General features: G+C 63.9%; 9 protein-coding genes. 8 read left to right on the forward strand and 1 reads right to left on the reverse strand.

Annotated features, from left to right (window positions below; genetic code table 11):
• Positions 1-113 precede the first annotated feature (113 nt).
• From A9K71_RS27455 to A9K71_RS27490, 8 genes are all read left to right on the forward strand, one after another.
• Entirely contained in the window at positions 114-3617 is a 3504-nt protein-coding gene (locus A9K71_RS27455) for an indolepyruvate ferredoxin oxidoreductase family protein (RefSeq protein ID WP_280940582.1), read from the forward strand.
• Positions 3618-3872: 255 nt separating this feature from the next.
• On the forward strand, positions 3873-6188 hold the full coding sequence (locus A9K71_RS27460; protein ID WP_067003356.1) for an EAL domain-containing protein: 2316 nt from the start codon (positions 3873-3875) through the stop codon (positions 6186-6188).
• Positions 6189-6213: 25 nt separating this feature from the next.
• A complete protein-coding gene (locus tag A9K71_RS27465) occupies positions 6214-7332 on the forward strand; it encodes a hypothetical protein (RefSeq protein ID WP_245299802.1) in 1119 nt (372 codons plus the stop codon).
• Positions 7333-7479: 147 nt separating this feature from the next.
• Positions 7480-7629 (forward strand): DUF3096 domain-containing protein, encoded by a 150-nt coding sequence (locus A9K71_RS27470; RefSeq protein WP_067003359.1) that lies wholly within the window; start codon positions 7480-7482, stop codon positions 7627-7629.
• A 272-nt stretch (positions 7630-7901) separates the two neighbouring features.
• A complete protein-coding gene (locus A9K71_RS27475; protein ID WP_067003362.1) occupies positions 7902-8126 on the forward strand; it encodes an aa3-type cytochrome c oxidase subunit IV in 225 nt (74 codons plus the stop codon).
• 86 nt (positions 8127-8212) lie between these two features.
• The gene (locus A9K71_RS27480; RefSeq protein ID WP_067003364.1) at positions 8213-9481 is read left to right on the forward strand and encodes a Re/Si-specific NAD(P)(+) transhydrogenase subunit alpha; all 1269 of its coding nucleotides are present in this window, start codon (positions 8213-8215) and stop codon (positions 9479-9481) included.
• On the forward strand, positions 9481-9903 hold the full coding sequence (locus A9K71_RS27485; protein WP_067003367.1) for a proton-translocating transhydrogenase family protein: 423 nt from the start codon (positions 9481-9483) through the stop codon (positions 9901-9903). Before A9K71_RS27480 ends, A9K71_RS27485 begins: the two co-directional genes overlap by 1 nt.
• 1 nt (position 9904) lies before the next feature.
• Entirely contained in the window at positions 9905-11302 is a 1398-nt protein-coding gene (locus A9K71_RS27490; RefSeq protein WP_067003368.1) for an NAD(P)(+) transhydrogenase (Re/Si-specific) subunit beta, read from the forward strand.
• Between the two features lie 76 nt (positions 11303-11378).
• On the opposite strand, the gene A9K71_RS27495 is transcribed toward A9K71_RS27490, so the two are convergent.
• Positions 11379-12296, reverse strand: coding sequence for a hypothetical protein (locus tag A9K71_RS27495; protein WP_067003370.1), 918 nt, complete (start codon positions 12294-12296; stop codon positions 11379-11381).
• Positions 12297-12308 lie beyond the last annotated feature (12 nt).

Here is a 12308-nt window from a genome sequence, read left to right on the forward strand (position 1 = left end):
CGACCGCTTCCAGCGGGACCGTTTGTTGCGTGCGCTCTGGTCGCTGCGATTTCGTTTGACCTGTCCCGCAAGGGAAGAAAGACTGCGGCCTCTCACTCCGACGTTGGCCGCCGATCCGCGGCGCGCCTCCGCAGAGGACATGCCTGATGACGCTGCATGACGTCGCGCTCGACGACAAGTTCGACCTTGGCAAGGAGCGCGTTTTCCTGTCCGGGGCGCAAGCCGTCGTGCGCATGCTTTTGATGCAGCGCGAGCGCGACCGCCGCGCCGGCCTCAACACCGCAGGCTTCGTCTCCGGCTATCGCGGCTCGCCGCTGGGCGGCCTCGACATGCAGCTGTGGAAGGCGAAGCGGCAGCTTGCGCAGGCCGACATCGTCTTTCAGCCGGGCCTCAACGAAGAGCTCGCCGCCACCGCGTGCTGGGGCTCGCAGCAGACCGAGCTGCTCGGCGAAGGCACCCATGACGGCGTCTTTGCCGTCTGGTACGGCAAGGGGCCGGGCGTCGACCGCTCCGGCGACGTTTTCCGCCACGCCAATCTCGCCGGCTCGTCGAAAAATGGCGGCGTTCTCGCCCTGATGGGCGACGACCACATGGCCGAATCCTCGACCAACGCGCACGCGACCGAATTCCTGTTCGTCGACACCATGGTGCCGATCCTCAACCCCGCCGGCGTCCAGGAGATCATAGACTACGGTCTCCTTGGCTTCGCCATGTCGCGTTTCGCCGGCACCTGGGCGGCGATCAAATGCGTCAAGGACAACATCGAATCGACCGCTTCGGTCGACGCCTCGATCGAGCGGCTGAACATCGTCATTCCTGATTTCGACATGCCGCCGGGCGGCCTCAACATCCGCCACGAGATCGACATGCTCGGCCAGGAGGAGCGCCTGCATGAGCACAAGCGCGCCGCCGCTTCCGCCTTCATCCAGGCCAACGGGCTCAATCGGACCGTCTATTCGGGCGGCAGCAACCCGAAGCTCGGCATCATCACCATAGGCAAGAGCTATCTCGACGTCCGCCAGGCGCTGGAGGATATCGGCATCGACGAAAATGCGGCCAATCGCATAGGCATCCGCCTGTTCAAGGTCGGCTGCCCCTGGCCGCTCGATTATCAGCATATCGCCGACTTCGCCCGCGGCCTCGACACCATCGTCGTCGTCGAGGAGAAGCGCTCGTTGATCGAGGTCCAGTTGCGCGAGAACCTCTACGGTTCCGCTATTCAGCCTGCCATCGTCGGCAAGAAGGACGAGCGCGGGGACTGGCTGTTTCCGGCCAAGGGCGCGCTCGACCCGAACGAGATCGCGATCGCGCTCGGCGAGCGTATCTTGCGCACCATCGGCCCCTTGGAGGAGATCGCGGCGCGCGTGGCGAAGCTGCGCCAGTTCCAGGCGATGCTCGCCGATACCGTCGACATCGGTTCGCGCACGCCGTTTTTCTGCTCGGGCTGCCCGCACAATTCCTCGACCAAGGTGCCGGAGGGCTCGCTTGCCGCCGCCGGCATCGGCTGCCACTTCATGGCGCTGTGGATGGACCGGAACACGGTCGGCTTCACCGCCATGGGCGGCGAGGGCGCGCAATGGGTCGGCCAGGCGCCGTTCTCCAAGCGCGGCCATATCTTCCAGAATCTCGGCGACGGCACCTACAACCACTCCGGCGCGCTGGCGATCCGCTTTGCGCTCTCCTCAGGCGCCAACATCACCTACAAGATCCTCTACAATGACGCAGTCGCCATGACCGGCGGCCAGCCGCACGAAGGTGGCCTCACCGTCGATATGATCGCCAGACAGGTGCGCGCCGAGGGCGTCGAGCGCATCGCCGTCGTCACCGACGAGCCGGCTAAATATGCCGGCAAGGCCGATTTCCCGCCCGGCGCCACGATCCATCACCGCGACGACCTCGACCTCGTCCAGCGCGAGCTGCGCGAGGTCAAGGGCGTGTCGGTGCTTCTCTATGACCAGACCTGCGCCGCGGAAAAGCGCCGGCGCCGCAAGCGCGGCACCTTCCCCGATCCCGACAAGCGCGTCTTCATCAACGAACTGGTCTGCGAAGGCTGCGGCGATTGCGGCGTGCAGTCGAACTGCGTCTCGATCCAGCCGGTCGAGACCGAATTCGGCCGCAAGCGCCGGATCGACCAGTCGAGCTGCAACAAGGATTTTTCCTGCCTCAACGGCTTCTGCCCCTCTTTCGTGACGGTGCATGGCGGCAAGATCAGGAAGGCCGAGGGGATTGCCGGCAAGAGCGATCCGCTCGAAGGCGTGCCGTCACCCGGCGAATTTCCACTCGGATCTCAGGGCTGGGCGGCGATCATCGACGGCGTCGGCGGCACCGGCGTCGTCACCATCGGCGCGGTGCTGGGCATGGCTGCCCATATCGAGGGCAAGGGCTGCGGCATGATCGACATGGCGGGCCTTGCCCAGAAGGGCGGCTCGGTCTTCACCCATGTCCGCATCGCCCCGACGCCCGAGGACATCCACGCCATCCGCGTTTCCGCTGGCAAGGCCGATCTTGTGCTTGGCTGCGACCTCGTCGTCTCCGGCGCCAAAAAGGTGCTCGCCGCGGTGCGAGAGGGCCATACCATGTTCCTCGCCAACACCGCCGAGATCATGCCCGGCGAATTCACCCGTTCCGCCGATTTTTCGCTGCCGGTCGAGCGGCTGAAGAAGGCGATCCGTGCCGCCGCCGGCGACGACAAGGCCCACTTCTTCGATGCCACCCGCACGGCGACCGCGCTGTTCGGCAATTCGCTCGGCGCCAACATGTTCATGCTCGGCTTCGCCTTCCAGCATGGCGGGCTGCCGCTCTCGGCCGAAGCCGTTGAAAAAGCGATAGAATTGAACGGCGAAGCGGTGGTGATGAACATCGCCGCCTTCCGCTGGGGCCGTCGCGCCGCGCACCAGCCGGATTTCGTGCGCGGCCTGGTCGGTCGTACCGGCAAGCCGGCGTCGACACCCGAAACGCTCGACGACATTGTCGCCCGGCGGGTGGCTTTCCTCACCGCCTACCAGAACGCCGCCTATGGCAAGCGCTATTCCAACAGGATCGCGGCCCTGCGCGCAGCCGAGGCGAGAGCGGTTCCCGGCTCAACGGCCGTCACCGAGGCGGCCGCGAAAAACCTCTTCAAGCTGATGGCGATCAAGGACGAGTACGAGGTGGCCCGGCTTTACACCGACGACAGCTTCGCCGCCGATCTCGCAAGGCAGTTCCAAAGCTACGAAAAGCTGGAATTTCACCTCGCGCCGCCGATCCTCGGGCGGCGCGGCAATGACGGCAAGCCGAGGAAATCGAGTTTCGGCCCGTGGATGATGAAGGCATTTCGCCTGCTTGCTGTCATGAGAGGCCTGCGCGGCACCGCGTTCGACCTGTTCGGCCATACCGCCGAACGGCGCGCCGAGCGGCAACTGCTTGCGCAATACGAGGCCGATCTCGATCTGATCGCCGCAGCGCTTGCGCCGGGCAAGGTCGAGGCCGCCGCCGCTCTGGCCTCCGTTCCGGCGCTCATCCGCGGCTATGGCCATGTCCGGCAGGCCAGCGCCGCCAAGGCGTCCGAAGAGCGCTCCAGGCTGCTGCAGCGGCTGACCGAGGCCGCTCCGGTGCCCGTTCTCAGCGCTGCCGAGTGATTGCGCCAGACCAATCCCGAAGTTTTCGTCGGTCGGCCTAAAGTGCCTCGCGTCGAAATGGATCCAGGCGAGGCGCTTTAGGCCTTTGTTCGATGCAGGTCGTTCTCCCAAAAACCGCTGCGCACTTGTGGGCGACATGCGTTAGGTCCTTTGCGCCCTTGGCGGGCAGACCAAAGCCGCTGCTCAAGGCGGTTCTGTTCTAAGCCTTTCTTAAGGCGGTTGTGTCATGACAAGGCTTAGCGTTGGGCCGACCCTATGGGCAAAACAAAGACCGAAAGCATCCCCGCGGATGTTTATATCCAATTTGTGCGGTCGTTGTTCGACAACGCGCACATGTTGTTGATCGGTGGCGCGTGCTACTGGATCCTCGGATTCATGATCTATCTGCGCACCCACAATCCCCTGTTCCTGGCGTTTTCTTTTGCCCTGCTTTCCGTCAGCCTTATCCGTTACTTCGGCATTCGCGGCTTCCTGAGGACAGGCGGCGCGATTGCCGATGTCGAACACGCGCAGCGGTTGGAGCGCAGCTACATCCTGAAGGGCTGCCTTCAGGGTCTCGGATTGGGCGCGCTGTGTTTCGTGTCGATCTACATATATCCCGAACCGTTCGCCGAGCTGGCGGCAATGTCGCTGACGCTGGCGACCCTGGTCACCGTTGTCGCCCGCAACTATGGGTCGCCGCGCATGGTGCGGATTTTTTCCGTGACCTTCATCGGTCCGGCGGCTCTCGCGCTCCTGCTGCGCATGGACGCGCCCTCCGTCGTCCTCGGCCTGATGATCATCCCGATGACGTTCATCACCATCACCGGCGCCGATCATGTCCGCAACGTGCTGTTCTCGGCGGTCATCGGCCACAAGCAGGCGAGAAACCTGACGCGCAGGTTCGACCGCGCGCTCAACACGATGTCGCACGGCCTGGTCATGCTCGGCCCCGACGGGCGCGTCGCCGTCGCCAATGCCGAGGCCGCCCATCTGATGTCGCTGAAATCGGCCGACGCGCTGCTCGGGCGCTCGATCCACGGCCTTCTGATGCGCGGCGTCGCTGGCGGCATGCTGGCACCGAAGGATTGCCGCTACATCGAGGCGCAGCTGACGCGCGCCTTGCGCGAGGGCCGGGACCGCAAGGTGCTCGTGTCGCTCGCCAATGGCCAGCACTACGAGTTCTCCGCGCGCGAAGGCAGCCAGGAACTCGGCGTCATCACCTTCGAGGACGTCACGGCCCGCGTCGAGGCGGAGGAAAAGATCCGTTTCATGGCGCGCTACGACAACCTCACCGGCCTGCCGAACCGTGCCTATTTTCACGAGCTGGTCGGCGAGGCCATGGCGTCCGGCGACCGCGACCGGCTCTGCGGCCTGGCGGTGCTCGACCTTGATGATTTCAAGAGCGTCAACGACACGCTCGGCCACCCGGTCGGCGACGGTTTGATCTACGCCGTAGCCGAGCGGCTGGCAGCGGTCGCCGGGCCGGGCATCAATGTCAGCCGCTTCGGCGGCGACGAATTCATGATCTATTTCGACCGCATCGAGGATGAGAGCCATCTCAGCAGCCTGCTCGACGAGATCTTCGCCGGCCTGCAGGGCGAAGTCGACGTCGCCGGTCACGGCCTGCGCATCCAGACCAGCGGCGGCGCGGTGTTGTCCGTGGTCAAGGACACCGACGTTGACGGCATGATCGTCAAGGCGGACCTCGCGCTCTACAAAGCCAAGGAGCTCGGCAAAAACAGCTGGCGGCTGTTCGAGGCATCGATGGACGCCGCCTTCCGCAATCGCCAGCTGATGAAGGCCGATCTGCGCAGCGCCGTGCAAGCCAAGGAGTTGCGCGTCGTCTACCAGCCGATCGTGTCGATGAGCACCATGCGCATCGCCAGCTGCGAGGCGCTATGCCGCTGGGATCATCCCGATCTCGGCCCGATTTCGCCGGGCGTCTTCATTCCGCTGGCCGAGGAGATGGGCATCATCTCCGAGATCAGCTCTTTCGTGCTGCAGGCGGCCTGCGCCGAATGCGCCAAATGGCCGGCCCAGACCAGCGTTTCGATCAACCTGTCGGCCAAGGACTTCCGCAACCGCGACGTCGTGCAGAAGGTGCGTGATGCGCTGGCGGCGTCGGGCCTTGCGCCGCACCGGCTCGAGATCGAGGTGACGGAGACTGCCCTGCTCGACGACAAATCACTGACCCGCGAGCTGATCGAAGAGCTGAAAGCGCTGGGCGTCCGCATCGCGCTCGACGACTTCGGCACCGGCTATTCCAGCCTCAGCTACCTGCACAAGCTGCCGCTCGACAAGATCAAGATTGACCGCTCCTTCCTGATCGACGTGACCCAGAGCCCCCAGTCGCTCGATCTTCTGAAGGGTATCGTCGGCTTGACCCGGACGCTGGGCCTGGTCGTCACGATCGAAGGGGTGGAGACTTTCGAGCAGCTGAAGATATTGGTGCGTTCGGTCAAGCCGGACCTCGTGCAAGGCTTCCTGTTCGGCGCCGCGCTCAGCGCGTCCGGCATCGAGACGATGTCGAACGTCACCTGGCCGTTCGCCGCGGACCTGCGCCTCGCCCCCAGACGGTCGGCCAGGTAGGGAATTTCATCATTCAGGATTGAGAATGCGCGTTGCTTTGGCTACGCAGCCATTTTCGCCAAATCGGAAGGTTTTCACCCGAGTTTTTCAGGTTCAAAAGCTCGCAGTTGTTTTCTCTAAGCAATTCAATACAGCCGAGTATTTTGGCCAGATGTCCTATATTGCTGTCAGCTGCGGCGGCCCAGTCCTATCAGTTCTGGCAGCTGTGTACTCTTTGATATCGGATGCGAGCCAAGGTCAGGGCGCCAGGTCAACTTTTCCATGCAACCTTTCCGGCGCATTGTTAAGGTTAACGGAAGGTAAACCAGCAGTATCGAATTTTCGGCTTGTGTCTCATTTTGACTCGAATAGCCTGTTTACAGGCGGATACGAGGACTTGAGGATGGATGCTGCAAGAAACGATGCGCAGGCTGACGCCGGCGCAAATGCTGGCTCGGCGCTGAATCGTTCGATCATGCAATTGCTGGAGCATGTCGATTATCGTCTGATCACGGGGGGCGAGGATCTGGAGGCGATCTACCGCCTTCGCTATCAGTCCTACCTGCGCTCAGGCATGTGCGGCCCGATCGCCAGCGGGATGTTCGAGGATCGCTGGGACAACCTGCCGAATTCCTACCGGTTCGGCGTCTATTTCGATGGCCACTTGGTCAGCACGCTGCGGCTCCATTACATTTCCCGCGAGCACCCCTATTCGCCCTCTGTCGACGCCTATCCGGAAATCTTGGCCGAGCGGCTTGCCCGCGGAGAAACCTTCATAGACGGAACCCGGTTCGCAACCGACGCGGATAGCGCGCCCGCGCCCGGAGTCCTGCCTTTCCTGACGCTGAGGCTCGGCATGGTGGCTTCCAGCTATTTTGGCCAGACGGCCGTGCTGACGCCGGTCAAGGTCGAACATTCCGCCTACTACGCCCGCATCTTCCATGCCGTGCAGCGGACAGAAGGCAAGGTGTTTCCGGGTGTCCTTGCGCCGATCGCCTTGTTCGAGATCCCCTGTGGTGAAAACTTGCGCCAGACGCTCGACCGCTTCCCTTTCTTCAAGTCGACGCCGGTGGAGCAGCGGATGATGTTCGCCAATCCGGCCATCAACCGGCTCACCCCGCTGTCGATCGTACCGACGGCCAAATACTATCGCGATGCCGCCTGAACGGGCGTCCTTCCGCGCCTCGTGAACCTTCCCCGCCGCTCCCGCGTTACGAGTACCGGCGTCACTGATCATCGGCGGCGCCGCATTCTTGCCCCAGGCTTGTCGCCGGCTCAAATCGGGTTTTTCACGGGAAGGAGTACGATTATTATGACCATCCACTCGCTTGCGCTCACGCCCCTGATCTCGCTGATCGCCGGCATATTGATCCTGGTGATGCCGCGCCTGCTCAATTACATCGTCGCGCTCTATCTGATCGTGGTCGGCCTGCTCGGCCTGTTTCCGCACCTCGCCGCCTAATGCATCTCGCCCGGAACCGTGCAGCGGTTCTGGGCAACGGCACCCATCAAAAAGAGTTTTGAAGCGTCTCGCCTGAATCCGATTCAGCGCGACGCGCTTTAAAGGCCTACGACGCCCCTCGCCACGGCGATGGCCTCCCATCGCAATTTTAGCTTCCGCCCATTTCAACATTCGTTTGAGGCTGTTGTCGCCGGCCGTGCGGCAATAGCGCCATTGCTCTTGCTCGGGCTTTTCGCTATGTGCCTCGAAGGCATTTTCGAAGGGGTATTCCTATGGCTGATCACACGCCGACCGGTCCTGTCGAACTGGGCGCGCAGATGGACTATGCCGAGCATGATCGCACCTACAACGCATTTCTCACGCTCGCCAAATACGGCTCGCTCGTCTGCGCTGCCATTCTGCTGGCCATGGCCTTCGGCTTCTTCGCGGGCGGCTTCTTCTCGGCGACCATCCTGTTCATCGTGATCATGGCCGTCGGCTATTTCATTCTGCGGTAGACTTTCCAAGCCATTGCGTTCGACGTTTCGCCGGAGGTCCCGGCCGACGCCTTGCGCAGCAAGGTTCCAGCCGAAAGGATCATGCGGTGGGGCAGACGGTATTCATCCCTCGTGAGCTTGACGCGAACGAGCCGAGAGTCGCGGCCTCGCCCGAGACGGTGAAAAGGCTGGCCGGCCTGGGCTTCGAGGTGATCGTCGAGAGGGGCGCCGGCCTGGGCTCGCGCATCACCGATCAGGAATTTGCCACCGCCGGCGGCACGATTGGAACTGCCGGGGACGCCAAGAACGCCGATGTGGTGCTGAAGGTGCGCCGGCCGACCGATGCCGAGCTCAAGGGCTACAAATCGGGCGCGGCCGTCATCGCCATCATGGATCCTTACGGCAACGATGCGGCGCTTGCCGCGATGGCCAGTGCCGGCATCACCGCCTTCTCGATGGAGTTCATGCCGCGCATCACCCGCGCGCAGGTGATGGACGTACTCTCCTCGCAGGCCAATCTGGCCGGCTACCAGGCGGTGGTCGATGCGGCGGCCGAATATGACCGCGCGCTGCCGATGATGATGACGGCGGCGGGCACGGTGCCGGCAGCAAAAACCTTCATCATGGGTGTCGGCGTCGCCGGTCTGCAGGCGATCGCCACCGCGCGCCGTCTCGGCGCCGTCGTCACCGCCACCGACGTGCGTCCGGCGGTGAAGGAGCAGGTGCAGTCGCTCGGCGCAAAGTTCCTGGCGGTCGAGGACGAGGAGTTCAAGGCGGCGGAGACCGCCGGCGGCTACGCCAAGGAAATGTCGAAGGAATATCAGGCCAAGCAGGCGGCACTGACCGCAGAGCACATCGCCAAGCAGGATATCGTCATCACCACGGCGCTGATCCCCGGCCGTCCGGCGCCGAAGCTGGTGTCGGCCGCCATGGTCGCTTCGATGAAGCCGGGTTCGGTGATCGTCGACCTCGCCGTCGAGCGCGGCGGCAATGTCGAAGGCGCGGTGCCCGGCAGGGTCGTGACGACGGAAAACGGCGTCAAGATCGTCGGCCATCTCAATGTGCCCGGTCGTGTCGCTGCATCCGCTTCGCTTCTCTACGCCAAGAACCTCTACGCCTTCCTCGAGACGATGGTCGACAAGGCGACGAAGACCCTTGCCATCAAGCGCGATGACGAGTTGGTCAAGGCGACGATGCTGACCGATGCCGGCCAAGTCGTGCACCCCAGTTTCGCCAAGGCCGCCGAGACGCCGCGCACCGAGCCGGCTGCGATCCCGGCCACCGTCCTGGTCGCGGATGCCGCCGACAAGAAACCGGTGCCCAGGAAGAGGGCCGCAGCCAAGTCACCCTCGCCTAAGCCAGAAGGGACCGCGTGATGGAACAGCTGCAGAAAGCCCTCGACCAGCTCGATCAGGCGACGGCTGCCGTACGCCTCGCGGTGCAGGATCTCGCCAATGCGCCCGCCGGCGCCGAGGCTGCCGGCAACGCGGCGCACGCGCTCTCGGGCGGCGCCATCGATCCCTTTGTCTTCCGCTTCGCCATCTTCGTGCTGGCGATCTTCGTCGGCTATTATGTCGTCTGGTCGGTGACGCCGGCGCTGCACACGCCGCTGATGGCCGTCACCAACGCCATCTCCTCGGTCATCGTCGTCGGCGCGCTGCTCGCCGTCGGCATCGCGGCCTCCGGCCTTGCCGCGGGCTTCGGCTTCATCGCCCTGGTGCTGGTGTCGGTCAACATCTTCGGCGGCTTCCTCGTCACTCAGCGCATGCTCGCCATGTACAAGAAGAAGGAAAAGTGACGTGACCGTCAATCTCGCTTCCTTCCTCTATCTGGTCTCCGGCATCCTGTTCATCCTGGCGCTGCGCGGCCTGTCGCATCCGACCACCAGCCGACAGGGCAATCTCTACGGCATGATCGGCATGGGCATTGCCATCGCCACCACGCTGGCACTGGCGCTGCCCTCGGCCGGCCGCTTCGGCCTGATCGTGCTGGGGCTTGCCATCGGCGGCGGCGTCGGCGCCTATGTGGCGCGCCGCATCGCCATGACCTCGATGCCGCAGCTGGTCGCCGCCTTCCACTCGCTCGTCGGTTTCGCTGCCGTCATGGTGGCGGCGGCCGCCATCTACGCGCCGGAAAGCTTCGGCATCGGCACGGCCGGCGACATCCATGCCCAGGCGCTCATCGAGATGAGCCTCGGCGTCGCCATCGGCGCCATCGCCTTCACCGGCTCGGTCATCGCCTTCCTCAAGCTCGACGGCCGCATGTCCGGCAAGCCGATCATGATCGGCGGCCGCCACCTGATCAACATCGCGCTTGGCGTAGCCCTCGTGGTTATGATCGTGCTGCTCGTCACCACCGAATCCAAGCTCATCTTCTGGCTGATCGTCGCCGCCTCGCTGGTGCTCGGCGTGCTTCTGATCATCCCGATCGGCGGCGCCGACATGCCGGTCGTGGTGTCGATGCTGAATTCCTATTCCGGTTGGGCGGCGGCGGCGCTCGGCTTCACGCTCGGCAATCTGGCGCTGATCATCACCGGTGCGCTGGTCGGCTCTTCCGGTGCGATCCTGTCCTACATCATGTGCAAGGGCATGAACCGCTCCTTCATCTCCGTCATCCTCGGCGGCTTCGGCGGCGAGACGGCTGCGGCTGCCGACGACGGGATCGAGCGCACCGTCAAGCAGGGCTCGGCCGACGACGCCGCCTATCTGATGATGAACGCGCAGAAGGTCATCATCGTGCCGGGCTATGGCATGGCGGTGGCCCAGGCCCAGCACGCGCTGCGCGAGATGGCCGACAAGCTCAAGGCCAATGGCGTCGAGGTAAAATACGCCATCCATCCGGTCGCCGGCCGCATGCCCGGCCACATGAACGTGCTGCTCGCCGAGGCCAATGTGCCCTATGACGAGGTGTTCGAGTTGGAGGATATCAACTCCGAATTCGCGCAGGCCGATGTCGCCTATGTCATCGGCGCCAACGACGTCACCAACCCGTCCGCGCGAGATGACAAGAGCAGCCCGATCTACGGCATGCCGATCCTCGACGTCGACAAGGCCCGCACCTGTCTCTTCGTCAAGCGCTCGCTGGGTTCGGGCTATGCCGGCATCGACAACACGCTGTTCTATAAGGACGGCACCATGATGCTGCTCGGCGACGCCAAGAAGATGACCGAGGAAATCGTCAAGGCTTTCGATCACTGATCCGGCTCGCCATCTCAAAGACCGAAAAGCCCGGCCGTGAGCCGGGCTTTGTCTTTCAATCACCGGATGGTTCAGTCTAGCCTTTGGACAGGAAAAGCGCCTCGTCTTCGTCGCGCTGCTTGCCGCCGAGAGCTGCGGCAGCGCTGGCGATGAATGCGCCGATGACCAACGCCAAGGCGCCGATCAGGGCAAATGAGGCCGTTGCCTTCCTGGCCGTGTCTGCCGCCTGCTTGGCCTTGGTCTTAGCCTCCTCCACCTTTGCAAGCACCGCATCGACACGGGCCTTTGCGTCAGCTTCCGGAAGGCCTGTGCGGGCAGTCACAAGCTGCGCCAGGTAGGTCTTGTCGTCGGCCGACACCTCACCGGCGGCGGCACTTGCGACCAGGATGCGAGACGCTTGCGCCGTGGTCGCCGCGTCGTTTTGCGGATTGGCGGCTGCAAGCTTGCTCGCATCCGCCGGACGGAACAGCGTGTCGACGAAATAGGATGTCGCATTGTCAACCGAGGCGCCGTTGGCGTTTGCCGACGCGCCTGCCGAGGCACCCATCGCGGCGCCCGACGCGACAGTGGATGCCGCCTGCACGCCCGTCCCCACTGCAGCCGACAGGACCGAGCCGAGAACACCGGCGACAAGCAACGTGGCCAGCGCCCAGGCAAGGAAGCCGTGGGTGGTGTCGCGGAAATAGACCTCGTCAGTGTGGACGCCAACCCATTTGGTCCGCAACCGCCCGGCAAGATAACCGCCTAGGCCCGCCGACAGCCATTGTACGACGATCAACCAGGCGCCGGTGGTAGCCGCGAAGGTGGTGACCGAAGGATTCGACGCGGACCAGGGCGAAACCATCGTCAGCCCGAGTCCTGAGCCGAGCAAGGTGAGGATGAGAGTCAAAGCCGAGGCTGCGAAAGCGCCAGCGATGATCGGCCCCCAACTGACGGCGGTGGCGGAGGATTCTAGCGTACCGGGAGCCTCGGTTGCCGATAGGGTGGGCTGCATCGAAGCCTCCTA

It is taken from the genome of Mesorhizobium sp. WSM3873 (assembly GCF_001672445.1).
GTDB lineage: Bacteria > Pseudomonadota > Alphaproteobacteria > Rhizobiales > Rhizobiaceae > Mesorhizobium.

Excerpts from the sequence above, each read along its gene's own strand:
- A9K71_RS27460 (WP_067003356.1), top strand. The coding sequence starts at position 3,873 with ATGGGCAAAACAAAGACCGAAAGCATCCCCGCGGATGTTTATATCCAA.
- A9K71_RS27465 (WP_245299802.1), top strand. The coding sequence starts at position 6,214 with ATGCGCGTTGCTTTGGCTACGCAGCCATTTTCGCCAAATCGGAAGGTT.
- A9K71_RS27470 (WP_067003359.1), top strand. The coding sequence starts at position 7,480 with ATGACCATCCACTCGCTTGCGCTCACGCCCCTGATCTCGCTGATCGCC.
- A9K71_RS27475 (WP_067003362.1), top strand. The coding sequence starts at position 7,902 with ATGGCTGATCACACGCCGACCGGTCCTGTCGAACTGGGCGCGCAGATG.
- A9K71_RS27485 (WP_067003367.1), top strand. The coding sequence starts at position 9,481 with ATGGAACAGCTGCAGAAAGCCCTCGACCAGCTCGATCAGGCGACGGCT.
- A9K71_RS27495 (WP_067003370.1), bottom strand. The coding sequence starts at position 12,296 with ATGCAGCCCACCCTATCGGCAACCGAGGCTCCCGGTACGCTAGAATCC.